Origin of the sequence: Shewanella sp. 4t3-1-2LB, assembly GCF_017368415.1 — a bacterium.
In the GTDB taxonomy this organism is placed as follows: domain Bacteria; phylum Pseudomonadota; class Gammaproteobacteria; order Enterobacterales; family Shewanellaceae; genus Shewanella; species Shewanella fodinae.
This window is the reverse complement of sequence record NZ_JAFNJD010000010.1, coordinates 55,377-70,942: the sequence shown is the minus strand read 5'-3', so window position 1 is coordinate 70,942 and position 15,566 is coordinate 55,377. Positions and strand designations below refer to the sequence as shown.

General features: G+C 47.7%; 11 protein-coding genes. 4 read left to right on the top strand and 7 right to left on the bottom strand.

Annotated elements, in window-relative coordinates:
• Positions 1–3: 3 nt before the first annotated feature.
• Positions 4–3,171 (top strand): multidrug efflux RND transporter permease subunit, encoded by a 3,168-nt coding sequence (locus J3L11_RS05855; protein WP_207570443.1) that lies wholly within the window; start codon positions 4–6, stop codon positions 3,169–3,171.
• Positions 3,172–3,665: 494 nt separating this feature from the next.
• On the top strand, positions 3,666–6,362 hold the full coding sequence (locus J3L11_RS05850) for a bifunctional acetate--CoA ligase family protein/GNAT family N-acetyltransferase (RefSeq protein ID WP_207570442.1): 2,697 nt from the start codon (positions 3,666–3,668) through the stop codon (positions 6,360–6,362).
• A 62-nt stretch (positions 6,363–6,424) separates the two neighbouring features.
• Here J3L11_RS05850 and J3L11_RS05845 read toward each other — a convergent pair whose 3' ends face one another.
• The 3 genes from J3L11_RS05845 to dmeF all read right to left on the bottom strand — a co-directional run bounded on the left by J3L11_RS05845 (position 6,425) and on the right by dmeF (position 9,686).
• A complete protein-coding gene (locus tag J3L11_RS05845; RefSeq protein WP_207570441.1) occupies positions 6,425–8,050 on the bottom strand; it encodes a phosphoethanolamine--lipid A transferase in 1,626 nt (541 codons plus the stop codon).
• 144 nt (positions 8,051–8,194) lie between these two features.
• Complete coding sequence (locus tag J3L11_RS05840; RefSeq protein WP_207570440.1) at positions 8,195–8,623, bottom strand: MarR family transcriptional regulator; 429 nt, start codon at positions 8,621–8,623, stop codon at positions 8,195–8,197.
• A gap of 22 nt (positions 8,624–8,645) precedes the next feature.
• Positions 8,646–9,686, bottom strand: a complete 1,041-nt coding sequence (gene dmeF, locus J3L11_RS05835) for a CDF family Co(II)/Ni(II) efflux transporter DmeF (protein ID WP_207570439.1) — start codon at positions 9,684–9,686, stop codon at positions 8,646–8,648.
• A gap of 199 nt (positions 9,687–9,885) precedes the next feature.
• Here dmeF and J3L11_RS05830 point away from each other — a divergent pair, with 199 nt between their 5' ends.
• Positions 9,886–10,581, top strand: a complete 696-nt coding sequence (locus J3L11_RS05830) for a tRNA/rRNA methyltransferase (RefSeq protein WP_207570438.1) — start codon at positions 9,886–9,888, stop codon at positions 10,579–10,581.
• A gap of 710 nt (positions 10,582–11,291) precedes the next feature.
• Here J3L11_RS05830 and J3L11_RS05825 read toward each other — a convergent pair.
• Positions 11,292–11,540 (bottom strand): hypothetical protein, encoded by a 249-nt coding sequence (locus J3L11_RS05825; RefSeq protein WP_130193586.1) that lies wholly within the window; start codon positions 11,538–11,540, stop codon positions 11,292–11,294.
• Positions 11,541–11,980: 440 nt separating this feature from the next.
• Positions 11,981–12,379, bottom strand: a complete 399-nt coding sequence (locus J3L11_RS05820) for a helix-turn-helix domain-containing protein (protein ID WP_207570437.1) — start codon at positions 12,377–12,379, stop codon at positions 11,981–11,983.
• 89 nt (positions 12,380–12,468) lie between these two features.
• Here J3L11_RS05820 and J3L11_RS05815 point away from each other — a divergent pair, with 89 nt between their 5' ends.
• Entirely contained in the window at positions 12,469–12,957 is a 489-nt protein-coding gene (locus J3L11_RS05815; protein ID WP_347566500.1) for a DUF2938 domain-containing protein, read from the top strand.
• A gap of 394 nt (positions 12,958–13,351) precedes the next feature.
• On the opposite strand, the gene J3L11_RS05810 is transcribed toward J3L11_RS05815, so the two are convergent.
• Positions 13,352–14,131 carry a tRNA-uridine aminocarboxypropyltransferase gene (locus J3L11_RS05810; protein ID WP_133039501.1) on the bottom strand — a complete coding sequence of 260 codons (780 nt, stop codon included), beginning with the start codon at positions 14,129–14,131 and terminating at the stop codon, positions 13,352–13,354.
• On the bottom strand, positions 14,131–15,438 hold the full coding sequence (pssA, locus tag J3L11_RS05805; RefSeq protein WP_207570436.1) for a CDP-diacylglycerol--serine O-phosphatidyltransferase: 1,308 nt from the start codon (positions 15,436–15,438) through the stop codon (positions 14,131–14,133). Before pssA ends, J3L11_RS05810 begins: the two co-directional genes overlap by 1 nt.
• Positions 15,439–15,566 lie beyond the last annotated feature (128 nt).

The following is a 15,566-nucleotide window of genomic DNA, read 5'->3' as shown; positions in this document are numbered from 1 at the left end:
CCGATGAACATTTCGCGTTTTTTCATCGACCGCCCGATTTTCGCTGGCGTACTGTCGATGTTGATCTTTCTGGCAGGCATTGTATCGCTACCCATGCTACCGATTTCTGAATACCCAGAAGTGGTTCCCCCAACTGTGGTGGTTAAAGCCTCATATCCGGGAGCCAACCCTAAAGTGATTGCTGAGACGGTGGCAGCGCCGCTGGAGGAATCCATCAACGGTGTTGAAGGCATGTTATACATGAACAGCCAGGCAACGACCGACGGGGCTTTAACGCTGAACGTAGTTTTCGCCTTGGGTACTGACCCAGACAAAGCACAACAGCTGGTTCAAAACCGTGTAGCGCAAGCGGAAGCGCGGCTGCCGGAAGATGTACAGCGTCTGGGCGTCTCGACCATCAAAAGCTCTCCAGATCTGACCATGGTTGTACACCTGCTTTCACCCAATGATCGTTATGGGATGGATTATTTGCGCAACTATGCTTTGTTGAATTTGCGTGATCGTCTGGCGCGAATCAAGGGCGTAGGCCAGGTAAGTATTTTTGGTGGTGGCGAATACGCGATGCGGGTCTGGTTAGATCCACAAAAAATGGCGCAACTCGGGTTAGCGGCAGGCGACGTTGTTACCGCTATCCGCCAACAGAATATTCAGGCTGCGGCAGGGACGATAGGCGCTTCTCCGGGACAGCCAGGTATTGCGTTGCAATTATCCGTGAATGCCAAAGGTCGGCTGTCTACGCCAGAAGAGTTTGGCAACATCATCGTCAGAGCCGGGGATGACGGCGCCATCACGCGCCTGAAGGATGTCGCACGCATTGAACTCGGTGCCGCCGACTACTCACTGCGCTCTTTACTGAATAACAAAGCTGCTGTGGGAATAGGCATCAACCAGACACCTGGCGCCAACGCACTGGAAATTTCAGAACAGGTACGCGCGACCATGAAAGAGGCAGCGCTCAACATGCCAGAAGGTGTCAGTTACCGTATTGCTTACGATCCAACACAGTTTGTGCGGGCATCAATCGAATCCGTCATTCATACATTGTTGGAAGCAATATTGTTGGTGGTGCTGGTGGTGGTGCTGTTCTTACAAACCTGGCGCGCCTCAATTATTCCTTTGCTCGCGGTACCGATTTCCATTGTTGGAACCTTTGCCGTACTGAATCTGCTCGGTTTTTCCATCAACGCTTTGAGCCTGTTTGGGCTGGTGCTGGCAATCGGCATCGTGGTGGATGATGCGATTGTGGTAGTGGAAAACGTTGAACGCAATATTGATGCAGGGTTGTCCGCCCGCGATGCAACCTATAAAGCGATGCGAGAAGTTTCTGGTCCGATTATTGCCATTGCCTTAGTGTTGGTTGCCGTGTTTGTGCCGCTAGCGTTTTTTAGCGGTCTGACCGGACAATTTTATCGGCAGTTTGCCGTGACCATTGCGATTTCAACCGTGATATCGGCCTTTAACTCGCTAACGCTGTCGCCGGCATTAGCAGCACTGTTGTTGCGTAGCCATGATGCCCCCAAAGATTGGCTCAGCCGACTGATGGATAAACTGTTTGGGCGTTTTTTTGCTCTATTCAATCGTATTTTCCATCGTGGCAGTAATAACTATCAGGTTGGTGTTGGACGGGTGTTATCTCACAAAGGCGCCATGATGACGTTGTTTCTGGTATTAGCAGGACTTACCGGACTACTGCTCGACAAAGTGCCGACCGGTTATGTCCCGGCACAGGACAAACAGTATCTGGTGGGCTTCGCACAGTTACCCGATGGCGCGACATTGGATCGTACCGAAGCCGTTATTCGGCGCATGGGGGAATTGGCAGCTAACAACCCAAACGTTGAAGATACGATAGCATTTCCAGGTCTGTCGATCAGCGGTTTCACCAACAGTCCCAACTCTGGCATCGTGTTTGTAGTACTGAAACCTTTTGCCGAGCGGCAACGGGCTGATCAGAGTGGCAATGCGGTTGCTCTGCAACTGAACCAAACTTTCAGTGGTATCCAAGATGCATTCATTGCCATGTTTCCGCCGCCACCGGTAATGGGACTAGGCACTACCGGCGGCTTCAAGCTACAACTGGAAGATCGCGCATCACTCGGTTTTGACCAGATGGACAAAGCAGTTAATGCCTTTATCGCCAAGGCAGCCCAGACGCCAGAATTGGCTGGGGTATACAGCAACTGGAAACTGAATGTACCGCAGCTATTTGCCGATGTGGATCGCACCAAAGCACTGCAACTAGGGGTGTCACTCACAGATGTTTTTGATACCTTGTCGGTATATCTCGGCAGTGCCTATGTTAATGATTTCAATACCTTTGGTCGTACTTATACGGTAAGGGTACAAGCCGATGCGCCCTACCGTGCTCGAGCAGAAGACATTGGTAAACTGAAAGTGCGTTCCAAAAATGGTGAAATGATCCCGTTATCGGCACTGTTGCAGGTAGATGCCAGTTACGGACCGGAACGAGTGATGCGTTATAACGGCTTCCTGACCGCCGATATCAATGGTGGCCCGGCGGCAGGTTTTTCCTCTGGACAAGCCCAACAAGCGATTGAGCGGATTGCCGAGGAAACATTGCCACACGGCATCAGTTACGAGTGGACTGAGTTGACTTACCAGCAGATCCTCGCAGGTAACTCCGCGATCTGGTTGTTTCCTCTAACCATTCTGCTGGTGTTTTTGGTATTGGCCGCACAATACGAGAGCCTGACACTACCGCTGGCGATTGTACTGATTGTACCGATGAGCGTCCTTGCGGCGATGACCGGCGTTTGGCTGAGTGGCGGTGATAACAACATCTTCACCCAAATAGGTTTGATGGTATTGGTGGGGCTTTCAGCGAAAAATGCCATTCTGATTGTTGAGTTTGCCAGAGAGTTGGAATTTACCGGTCAGTCTCCGTTGCAGGCGGCAATTGAAGCCTGTCGTCTACGATTGCGCCCAATTCTGATGACCTCTATTGCTTTTATCATGGGGGTACTGCCGCTGGTATTATCTCAAGGTGCTGGCGCAGAAATGCGTCAGGCAATGGGAATTGCAGTATTCAGTGGCATGATTGGTGTCACCTTCTTCGGTCTATTCCTGACGCCAGTGTTTTATGTGGTATTACGCAAACTTACCGGTAATCGGCCGCTGCGGTTTCACGGCGAACAGCCGCCACTGGTATAAGTTTCCAATGACCAATGCGTTGAAGTAATTTATCCATACTGCAAAACAAGGAGTTCAAAACAAAATAACCTCTAGGTAAGACCGACGACTGACACCACTATGAACATCGCTTCCCGACACAGATTATCAAGGTGGTGTCAGTCTCTTCCAAATCACAGGATTTTCCATAAACGTCTTATTCGACTTCATGCCTGAATTAATTACTGTCACTTGGGGGGAAAATGCGTATGCCTCAAGTTGGCCTACTCTTGCCCCAGTTTCAGCCTGATTAATCTATGCTAAGGCTCAAGATGATAAAAGCTGTTGTTTAGAAGAATTCACTACCGCTAACATCAGCGATTTTTCAGGACTACGTTGAGCACACGGCAACCCTGCTAGGCTTTTGTTACGGCGAATGCAGTTATCCAAACAATGTGACCTTTGGTGTATTGTTGTAACATCATTGCTATGAAATCATAAGCGTGGGACCTCCCCTAGATCACGGAGTTGACACCATGAGCCAGCGCAGTATCCGCAATCTGTTTACCCCAAAATCTATCGCCGTCATCGGCGCGTCTAACTCTCCTACCCGCGCTGGCTGTATTATGATGAAAAACCTGCTCGGCAGCGGTTTCGATGGCCCGATCATGCCGGTTAATCCCCATGCCACCTCGGTTATGGGCGTGCTGGCCTATCCCAATATCGAATCACTTCCAGTCAAACCCGATTTGGCCATCATCTGCACTCGGGCGGAGCGCGTACCACAAATTGCCGAAACGTTGGCACAATTTGGTTGTAAAACGGCAGTGATTATTGCCTCGGGTATGACCCAAAGTATTGCCGACGATGGGCAAACACTGGCCCAGAAGATTAAAGACAGCGGTAAACGTTATGGTATGCGGATCCTTGGCCCCAATAGCCTTGGCATGATCCTGCCTAATCTGGGACTGAATGCCAGTCTGGCACACACCAATGCCCAACCAGGGAAAATCGCTTTTGTTTCACAGTCTGCCGCTGTTTGTACCACAGTACTTGATTGGGCGAATAACAAAGGGATTGGTTTTTCATCATTTATTTCGTTAGGCGATGCGAGCGATATCGATTTTGATGAACTGCTCGATTATCTCGGCCGCGATTCCAAGACATCCGCCATTATGCTGTATATCGACTCGATTAACGATCGGCTACGTTTTTTGTCTGCGGCCCGAGCGGCCTCCCGCCATAAGCCGATATTGGTGATTAAATCAGGACGCAGCGTTGAAGGGGGAAATGCCGCCAGGCATCACACCGGGGCCAGTTCAGGTAATGATGCTGTGTATGAAGCCGCATTTCGGCGTGCGGGGATGTTGCGCGTAACGGACTTGGTGGAATTATTTGCTGCCGTAGAGAGCCTAGCGCACTTGAATCCACTGTATGGTGAGCGATTGTGTATTCTCAGTAATGGTGGCGGTCCGGCAGTGCTTGCGGTCGATGAATTGATCGTTAAGGGCGGAAAGTTAGCGCAGCTATCTGAAGAGATTAAAGCAAAACTCGCCGCAGTCTTGCCAGCCACTTGGTCACAGCAAAATCCCGTTGATATTATCGGTGATGCTGACAGCGACCGTTATGCCAGAGCGCTGGATATATTGATGGGTAGCGACGAACTGGATGCCGTGCTGGTATTGCATTCACCATCGGCGCTAGGCAATGGCAATGCCATTGCTGACGCAATCATCAACTGTGTCAGTAAACATCCCCGTAAACATCGGGTTAATGTGCTCACCAACTGGAGCGGTGAAGATTCCGCCTATGAAGCGCGCCGCCGTTTCTCACGCGCTGGGCTCCCAACCTATCGCACCCCAGAAGGTGCAGTTCGCGCTTTTATGCATATGGTAGAGTTTCGTCGCAACCAGAAATTACTGCAGGAAGTGCCGCAGTCAATCGTCAATAATTCCGATACCGCCACCGCACGACGACTGCTGGAGCAGGCGCTACAGAGTGGCCGTAAAGTACTGGAAACCCACGATGCCAGAGCAGTATTCAGTGCTTATGGTCTAAAAACCATAGACACCTGGTTTGCAAATGATGCCGATGAAGCAGTAGCCATTGCTGAACATGCCGGTTATCCGGTGGCGCTGAAAATTCAGTCACCGGATATTCTGCACAAATCAGATGTTCATGGCGTGATGCTGAACTTAGCGGATGCCAATGAAGTCCGTCATGCAGCGGCGGCTATCACTAGCCGTGTGCGTTTAGCCAACCCGGCTGCGCGGATTGAAGGCATGATAGTGCAAAAAATGGCGTTGACCGCTGGTGCCCAAGAGCTGCGCGTAGCAGTGCTTAATGACCCCGTCTTCGGCCCCGCCATTATGCTCGGTGAAGGCGGCTCAGAATGGGAACCCACTCGAGATGCCGCGGTAGCACTGCCGCCCTTAAACATGGCACTGTCGCGCTACATGGTGATCCAGGCATTAAAAACCGGCAAGATCCACGATCGCCACCTGCCAAATGGCCTGGATATGCAGGCGTTGTGTCGCATGCTGACGCAAATTTCCAATCTGGTGATAGATTGTCCGCAAATAGACAGTCTGGATCTTAATCCGGTTCTGGCGTCGGGTGACAATATTACCTTGCTGGATATTAACCTGCGGCTAACTGACGATGTCAAAGACAATGCTGCCAGATTAGCTATCCTGCCCTACCCGAAGGAATTGGAAGAAACCGCCATTTTGCGAAATGGCTTAAAAGTGATGTTGCGGCCTATTCTGCCGGAAGATGAGCCTAAACACCTCGCCTTTGACAGCTCACTCTCTGATGAAGACAGATACAAGCGCTATTTTGGTGTCCGGTCACAAATGACCCATGAAGAGATGGCAGTGTTGACCCAAATTGATTACGCCCGAGAAATGGCCTTTATTGCCACCATTAAAGATGAGTCAGGCGATGATATAACGCTAGGCGCCGTGCGTGCATCGATTGATCCCGACAATACTGAAGCAGAATTTGCAATGGCAGTGCGCGGTTCCCATCAAGGTATTGGGATTGGTAAGTTGCTGTTGGAAAAGCTGATCCATTATTTCCGCAATGCCGGTACGCCAGTGCTGACCGGGTACACTATGTTTGAAAACCGCAATATGGCCAGTTTAGCGAAGAGTCTAGGGTTTGCGGTAACCTTTGATATGGAAGAGCGCCTAATCCATATGCAAATGGAACTGACCCCACCCTCAGACTAATGGATCTTATAATCCTTCAATAATAAAGGCTGCCTAGGCAGCCTTTTTATCTGACAAAAACCTCAGCTACGGCATTGCTGAAACACGTCTTTATCTGGCTGATAAACACTGCTGTGGATGTTAAACAGCCCCAACAAAGTATCGAACAGATTGTCCTGCGAATAGCCGCCCCGTTGTTGCAATCCCGCCAGACAAGCGGTTTTCAGCCCATTATCATTGGCGTAGCCTTCAGAAATCCACGACAACCACGGCACAGTGGTTTGTTCCGCTGGCGCAATACTATAAGGTGTGCCGTGTAGATACAGCCCCTTCTCTCCCAACGATTCACCATGGTCAGATAAATACATCATCGCGGGGGCGTAAGTTGTTTGCTGCTGTAACTGCTTCACAATTTCCGACAGGATAAAGTCGGTATACAAAATAGTGTTATCGTAAGTATTGACTAATTCATTGTGGCTACAGTTTTGAATATCGCTACGTGGGCAATCTGGGGTAAATTGCCGATGATCTTCTGGATAGCGGCGATAATAGGTCGGCCCGTGGCTACCAACAATATGTAACACAATCAATCGATCATGCTGAGGTTGGTCTTTCGCCGACAATAATTCTTTGAGTTTATCCACCATCACCTGATCTTGACAAAACTCACCATCACACAACTTGTCATCCATATTGACGTCGATAGTATAGTTGGGCACCCGGTCACATACGCCTTTACAGCCACTGTCGTTGTCCACCCAAAAAACATTTATCCCGGCATGATGGAGCACGTCTACGGCGGTATCCTGTGCGCGGGCATGACGGGCATCATAATCCTTGCGATCCATGCGCGAAAACATACAAGGCAAAGACACCGCCGTGGCCGTACCGCATGACTGTACGTTATTGAATGCAATCAGCCCCAAAGGCTGTGTGTATTGATTGGTTGGGCGGTTATAACCGTAATACTGATAATTCATCGCACGGGCGGTTTCGCCGACGACCAATACCAACAACTTCGGCTTGGTTTCGGTAGCGCCTGCCGGTTCAGTGACTTTGGCATCAGTGCCCAACTGCTGATAGGTTATCGGTGCCTGTAAGTAAGTCTGATAAATATACTTGGAGGCCGACCCAATAAAATACGTAGGCACTATGTAATGTTTTATCTGATCGTTATTTCGGACAAAGGACGCATAATTCTGCATGTAAACAAAAGCAATCGTCACTACAACGGCCAAATTGGCCAGCATAAAGACTATTTTACGCAACATCTCTTTGGTAAATGGCCGATATTCAATATCCGCCTTATACAACAAAAAGGCGGGTACCAGACCTGTTAGCGCAAAGCTAGCCAACGATGCCCAATTAACATAAGTCAGCGCTTCTGCACTGTTAGTCTGAAATGTGTTTTCGATCATCCCGGTGTCAAACACTACCCCATATTTGTAGGCAGCAAAAAACACTCCAGAAGATAACAGAATAAGCACGATGAAAAACGGTTTCAGCAGATACTTAACACTGAAAAAGGAAAACAGGAAACCAAGTGCTGCCACCAGAAAAACCGGAATGGTTGCAACGAAGATAGGATCTACATGTGACTGATGTTCAAGCCCTTTCTTAACAATAGAAAAAAATGGAATATTGAAGATCATGACGAAAAACAACGCCAGCAAGAAAGTGACGCGGTTTACGGATAACGATTTCAGCACCTTGGCTCCAACGAATGTGATTATCTTGGTCTGCAATGAGCAGACGCTTTACGTACAAACACTGAGCGTGGTTTATAACAACTGCTACTTAAGATTTGCTTAAGCATAACAAATGTTGGCTTAATATACCGTCACCGCGGCTCGTTAGAAAGTGCTATTAAGGCGGGCTAAAAAACGCAATAACTGCTGGCGCTCTGCGTCATCAAATACTGCGGTCATCTCTCGGGTAAGTTGCAGATGTAGCTGATCATGTTCAGCAAACATCTGCTGGCCTTTTTCTGTTAACTGTACTTCAACTGAGCGACGATCATTGGCCGAGGACTGGCGTACCACCAGTCCTGCTTTGACCAAACGATCGATCTGTACCGTTAAGGTGCCAGTGGTGATCCCCAACTTATCAGCCAATTCCTTCATTCGAATCGCACCATTGGCACCTAAAATTTCTACTGTATGTATCTGGGCCAAGGAGGCCCCTTGATCGCGCACAACACTTTGCTCCCAGGATGACAGGCGTTCATAGAATTCTATAATCGCGTGGTTGATATCCTGATCCAACTGGTATTCGGCGCTCATCAGATACTCCGGTTCCTAATAATTAATGACGGTGGTGCGCATGGTCATGGTCATGGTCATGGTCATGGTCATCAGCATGACAGCATCCGTGCCCGTTGCAACTGTTACGTGGTTGTGTCGCGTCAGCACAGTTGTCACAGCGATTAACTTCAACGGTCAAGTGATCAATTTGGCCGAAATCCGCCAGCAGATCATGATAATAGTCGGTATCTTTCGGTTGGTGGCTGACCAAGGAGATCATTGCAGCATGGTGATCGGCGCTGACTTTCCACACGTGGACATCAGTCACTTTGTGATCACCTTCGGCCTCAATCCGCTGTACTAATTGCCGCACATAGCTAGGTTCTGCGCTAGCATCCAGCAAGATAGGACTGGTTTGCCGAATAAGTCCCCAAGCCCAACGACTGATAATAATTGCACCGACAATACCCATTATTGGATCTAACCAGTTAGCGCCCATATATTTCCCGGCTAACAACGCACCAATCGCCAGCAACGACGTCAAGGCATCGGCCATCACATGAAAGTAAGCAGCTTTAAGATTGTGGTCATCATGCCCCTGATGGTCATGGTGTTCATGATGGTGCCCATGTTCATGACTGTGGTGATCTTTCAGCAAAAAAACGCTGATAATATTCACCGTAAGACCGATAACGGCGACCAGAATTGCCTGATTAAAATGGATTTGCTCCGGTGACAGCAGTCTTAGCACCGACTCTACCGCCATGACTAATGCCACCAGTCCCAAGGCGACGGCACTGGTGAACCCACCCAGTACACTCACTTTACCAGTGCCAAAGGCGAAACGAGGATTGGTGGCATTTTTGCGCGCATAGGCATAAGCAAATAAGGTTAGCATGAAGGCGGCGGCATGGGTGCCCATATGCCAACCATCGGCTAACAACGCCATAGAACCATAAACTGTACCGGCAATAATCTCTGCCAGCATCGTGATAACCGTCAGCGCCAGTACGAGTTTAGTACTGCGTTCACCACCTATATTTTCTTTACTAAAATCATGATCCTGTTGCCAACGAGCGATACTATGAAATTCAGCGGTCATACCATGCGTCCACATTGTTTGATAATCAAATTACTTGATTTGCAAACTATCTGATCTGCTGGCAGTAATTGCAAGCGATAATTGTTATTACTTCACAAAATTTGCACCATCGCACATTTTCCTATAAGGACATATCGATGCCCTACTGGGTGCCAATAGCGTATAATCTTCAGTCTCGTAAATTTGTGGAAATGGACCGATGCAACTCAGTTTTGTTCTGGTGTCCCCTGCCCGCGCGGCCAATATTGGGGCCGCTGCCAGAGCCATTAAAACCCAAGGTTTTGATTCGTTAATAGTGGTGCAATCATTGGCGCACCGCGAAGATGAAGCCGCCTGGGTCGCCTGTGGCGCAGTCGATGTTCTGGAAAATATTCGCGAAGCGCCATCTTTGAGCGCAATTGCCAATGAATTTGACTTATTGATTGCCACCACCGCACGTGAACGCGGCAATCCGCGGCAATATTTAAGTCCGACACAAGTAGTGCAATCACTCAATGCCCAGCAGCAATCACTACAAAACGTTGCCATTGTTTTTGGTTGCGAAGCCAGTGGACTCAGTAACAGCGATTTAGAGTTGTGCGATTTGCTCAGTTACATTCCTATCGTTCAGGAATACCCGTCACTTAATTTGGCACAAGCGGTGATGGTTTATGCCTATGAGCTCGGGCAGGCTTTCCACTCGACAGAGCACATGCCGGGAATACAGCAATCCACCGCCGATGCGCCACAACTTAAAGCACTGTTGGAGAAGTCAGCTTTTTTACTACAAAAGTTGCAGGTTGATGATGATCAAAAATTGCAGCGTTGGCTGCAAGAAACCTTAAGCCAATTTGGTGACCGGGATGTCAAGATGGCACATCAGTTACTGGGCGATATACTGAAAAAACTGCCCTAACGGTGATAAGCACTAACGATAGGAAAGGAATAACGATTCATACTGAACACCAAGTCTGAACCGAGTTGCAACCGAGTAAAACTATCATTCTGGCTGTCACTCGGTTTTGGACAATTTCGAGTTAAAGTCTTAACTCTAACGCGTCTGCTTCGGATAAAAAATTCTAATTGAATTCACCAGCCGCCGGAGGCGGTCCGGTGGAATGAATGGTTAGGCCCCACTCAACGCGAGAGCATTCGCTTCCTCTTCAGAAACTACGGAGCCATCGCAGAGAGCGTAGCCGGTCTTCTCGCTGACCAGGTACTTCAAAACGCTCATGCTCGGCAGTCCAGTATCTCGGGTTGAAACTCTTGTTCCCACTTCCTTCCAGGCCCTTCCAGCACACGCCTTCTTGGCTTCATCTTCCCACCCACTGGCGGCTGAGCCCTCCATTGGCCAAGGAGCCCAATTTGTTTGTGAGCGCACGAAGTAAAAACCCGGCTTGACCTCTCGGTGCAGAACGCCGCCACCGAAGGGGCCAGTTCCCTTCGAAAGATCGTGCGAAGACGCGCACCCTGACAGAGCAATTGCGGCTGCAAGCAGTACTGGGAAAGAGTACATCTTCATGTGTAACGACTCACTAATGTGTATATTTCTGGGGGCCTATCGCTGAGTTAAGATGCAAAAAACGCCAAGCGTTTTTTGTCATTCTTGAACAACTTGTTATGTGTTTAGTCCCAGGGAATATTTCCGTTTTTATCCCTGAAAGTAAACGCAATAGCATGGTAGATAACAGGATCTTTTTTCTCCCAATGCCGATATGCCGCTGCAACTCCAGAGGCTAATCCACGATTATTACCATATTCAACACCTTTATCTGCCAAAATTGCATTTAGTGCAGATAAGCTAATATTTATTTGTTTAGAGTAAAGAGCTATTGCAAGCTCACCAATGAAGTCATAGATTTGTTCACGGTTCATTTTTATCCACTTAACCAACTGAATTTGAAAAAATTTATAGAAATAATCTTGAAAATTTTTTGAGCTAGATCACTTAATTAAAACGATGCTAAACGAAAGAACACAAACGATCATAACGCAACGGCGCGGTTTTCCGTGTCCGTGGCTTGTTTTGTGAGTGGCAGATTACGTAGGAGGCATGATGATGGGCTATTTGACTTCCTTGTATCTGAACTCTCCGTATTCCGCCAACCTTGAGAATGTTTGTTCCTCACTTGAAGCTGGCTGGCGGTGGCTGCGTGTAAGCTTGCTTCAACTGCTAATCTAATAACATGTCGCATTACTAAGATTTGGTCAATCTTTGTATGTCAGAGTTAGCCTAAAATCACATGCTGAATCACTTTGGGGCAAAACCTTCTTAGATTCGATGTTGATGCGCGTATTGCTCTTCATATACACATTTATTTGTGCAAGTAGCGTTTTACTAACTTCATTAGTCGTCTAAATGACTGACATTCTAAATGTGAGCTATGAGGACAAGTAGCGACATGGTTTAGGCTATTCCGTACGGCTATTAAGCATTTTATTTGCTCATCAATATCCTGAGCTTTTTTTATCATTAACTCACGATCTATATAATGACCTGTCTCTTCAGTTCGGCTAAACATTTCTGAAATTTCATTGAGTGATATACCTGCAATACGTCCAAGACTAATGATATTGAGCTTATCTATGACGTGACTGGAATATTGCCGTCTTAGCCCGTTTCTGCCAATCGAATGAATAAGCCCTAATTTTTCATAGTATCGAAGTGTTGAAGGGGGTAACCCTGACTTTTTAGATGCATCAGCAATATCCATATCATCACCTGTTGACTTAAAGTTAACTTTAAGTTGTAGCATAAAGTTGTGACTTTAAAAAATCAAAATGTTATTCGAGGAGAACGCCCGTGTTATTGGTTCTATTACAAATTTTATTGCTAGGATTTGGTGCTACATTGTTTATGGATTTATGGTCATGGATACAGAGAAATATCCTAAAAATCCCAACCTTAAACTACGCTTTGGTTGCTCGTTGGGTTTTGTATATGCCTCAGGGAAAGTTTAAGCATTCACCGATCATGAAATCTAATCCAATGAGAGGTGAAAGAATTCTTGGGTGGTTTTTACATTACTTTATTGGTGTGGTGTTTGCCGCAGGTCTTATTGTTTTAGTCGGTAGAACTTGGTTTTCAGAACCGAGTATTTCACTTGGTCTGTTAACTGGTATTATTACATTAGTTTTTCCATTCTTTATCATTCAGCCATGTTTGGGGTTGGGTGTTGCAGCAAGTAAAACGCCAACCCCTTGGAAAGCTCGTACGCTTAGTTTGTTGACCCATTCTTCATATGGCCTGGGACTCTATATAACCGCGTCTATCATTAAAGTAATGACATGAACAAGTTTCGATAGCGACTTATTGTGCTGTACGATATAGTATTATCGAAAGGAAAAATAAAAGGTAATCATTTAGTTTTGTTGTATGGCTCGGTTTCAGAAGATGAAGGCATTGTAGTCGATACAAGTAAAACCAATGAGTATATTAAGGTTGACTACGTAACCGATGATGAAATCTCAGGTACATTACGCACACGTATAAACCGCGTATCATTACTAAAATTTGCGTAAAGTTGGACTCTTATTTGTACATTGATAAACGTTCGAAACACATAAAGGGGCATTTTCGTGCTTAAGATGGCAGCATTAGAGTTGAACGCTGCCATTTTAGTACGCAACTTTAATACTCATTATCAATCTTTTTCTTTGGTATGAGACTGTATTACTGTCCAACGCTACCGTGCGTTAAATTCTGCCAGCAGTGCTTGCATCCGTGCTAAACATTCTGGTGAGCGGGCGCTACGGCTCCAGAGTGTTGCTTCAACAAAAATGTTGAACCACAGCTGTAATGCCTCAGCATTGGCTTGTTCACCCCAAGCATTAAGTGTCATGGCAGCGACTTCCGCAGTGCCCAACTGAAACTCCCGTTGTCCTTTGCGCAGTTGATACGATGCTAATGTCTCTGGATGAAACGAAAGCACTGGAAGTTGCTGCAGATAGGGACTTTTGCGGAACATCTTTACCGCTTCACGCCAACAGCCATCCAGCAGCACAAACAGCGGAATACGCTCTTTGGCGAAACGCAACGCCAATGGCGGCATCTGCGGCTGCACTTCAATTATTTGCTGTCCAGGTAAAGCGTAATCACCGGGGAACACCAAAAATGGTTGATATCCGGGATGGTTAAGTAATGCCAACAGTTGTGGATCAGGCTGAGTGCGCGACCATAAAAACGCGTGGGTATCGGGAATAAGATCCGCAATAAGCCGTCCGCTGTTACTGGGTTTCAGCACTTCAGTGTCGTACATGACCAGCGCAAATGCTGTCTGTGACGATAACAGTTTGCGGCTAGAACAGGTACAAATCTGTTGTGGCAACAGACAACTGCCACAACGAACGACTTTCATGCCCCGAGCCGCATAAGGCCGAGTGGCAATCGATTGCCGATAAGCATGCAGACGATGCACCGCATGTTGCACGGGTATCTTGTCAGAAGATGGTGCCGCAATTGTCATCAGAGGATCCGGCGTAGCAAGAAATCAGCGCGCAATCGCCGGATCCTGGTCAGAATTTTTTTCACAGCAAGCGGATAACTCTGCAGTGTTTCTAACTGACTGTAATGGGAGATCTCGCGCGTATATTGCAGCAACTGCTGCTGCTCTTCGCGGAATTTGGAGGCCAGTACCTGTTGATCATCGTGCAGTAAAATGCCGTTTTCCAAATCCAGCGCCCAGGCGCGAGGATTCAGATTACTGCCGGTCAGCAGATGTTTACGCTCATCCATGCTGATCCCTTTCAGATGAAAGCTATTACGCTCGTGATGCCATAGATGAATTCTTAACAACCCACTGTCAATCGCCCACTGCTGCTGCTTGGCAAATTTTCGCAGCGACTGCTCATACAGGTAAGGCAAGGCACCAATGGTAGAAAACGGCTGATCGCTCGGGATAAAAAAGTCATTGGCGGTTTTGTCACCCACCACAATGTCCAAACCTCGACCACTGCGCAGATGCTTTGCTAACGCCCGCATCAACAAATAAGGCGGATTGAAATAAGGTGTACAAACAAACAACGACTGCCGTGACTCTTTCACTAATTGCAGTACGGTGTTATTCAGAAGATTCTGCTTGCGACCCAGCCCGACCATGGGCGTGAGCCGCAGTGGCGCATGACCATCACGGAACCGATAACGGGCACTGCAGAGTTGTTGTTTCAAGGCCTTAATTTCGTGTCGTTCAGGCAGTTGCTCCTGCAGGCTACTCAAGCTGACAACCGCGCTATTTGACAAAATGTATTCATCAATCATGTTGCGCATGCTGGCGGCCAATTCTGCAGATTTCAGTAAGTAGTAACGGTCGAGCCGATAACGCTCCTGCTGCTGCAAATAGACATTATTGAGGCTTGCACCGCTGTATATCACAGTGTCATCAATCACAAAGCCCTTGAGGTGTAGTACGCCCAAAAATTCGCGGGACTTCACCGGCACCCCATAAATAGTGAACGGCTGTGCTGCATTGGCCATTAACTTGCGATAAAGCTGATAGTTACCACTGTCACCTTTATGCCCAATAAGCCCACGGCGCGCCCGGTGAAAATCGACCAGTACCTTAATATCAAGTGCTGGCCGACGGGCTTTAGCATTAAGCAACGCTGCCAAGACTTCGCGCCCAGCTTCATCATCTTCCAGATATAACGCCGCAATATAGATCACCCGCTGCGCAGCGTTAATGCTATCAATAAGGGTTTCTTTGAAATTTTTGGGGGTCAACAGCCACTGTATCGAATCAGGGCTTATAGCAATGCCACCTAGCTGATCCAGCAAGGCATCCTCCTACAACTCTCTATCCCGAAATCCCGAACCGCATGGTCCCTGTACTTTTGTTCAGGACGCCACGTGAAAATAGCCGCGGTAAAGTTGCGGCTGATTTAAGGCCATAGAACTTACTCACT

What these genes read in the sequence shown, in the direction of transcription:
- J3L11_RS05825 (WP_130193586.1), bottom strand. Translation starts at nt 11,540, where the DNA reads ATGAACCGTGAACAAATCTATGACTTCATTGGTGAGCTTGCAATAGCT.
- J3L11_RS05855 (WP_207570443.1), top strand. Translation starts at nt 4, where the DNA reads ATGAACATTTCGCGTTTTTTCATCGACCGCCCGATTTTCGCTGGCGTA.
- dmeF (WP_207570439.1), bottom strand. Translation starts at nt 9,686, where the DNA reads ATGACCGCTGAATTTCATAGTATCGCTCGTTGGCAACAGGATCATGAT.
- J3L11_RS05850 (WP_207570442.1), top strand. Translation starts at nt 3,666, where the DNA reads ATGAGCCAGCGCAGTATCCGCAATCTGTTTACCCCAAAATCTATCGCC.
- J3L11_RS05830 (WP_207570438.1), top strand. Translation starts at nt 9,886, where the DNA reads ATGCAACTCAGTTTTGTTCTGGTGTCCCCTGCCCGCGCGGCCAATATT.
- J3L11_RS05840 (WP_207570440.1), bottom strand. Translation starts at nt 8,623, where the DNA reads ATGAGCGCCGAATACCAGTTGGATCAGGATATCAACCACGCGATTATA.
- J3L11_RS05810 (WP_133039501.1), bottom strand. Translation starts at nt 14,131, where the DNA reads ATGACAATTGCGGCACCATCTTCTGACAAGATACCCGTGCAACATGCG.
- J3L11_RS05820 (WP_207570437.1), bottom strand. Translation starts at nt 12,379, where the DNA reads ATGGATATTGCTGATGCATCTAAAAAGTCAGGGTTACCCCCTTCAACA.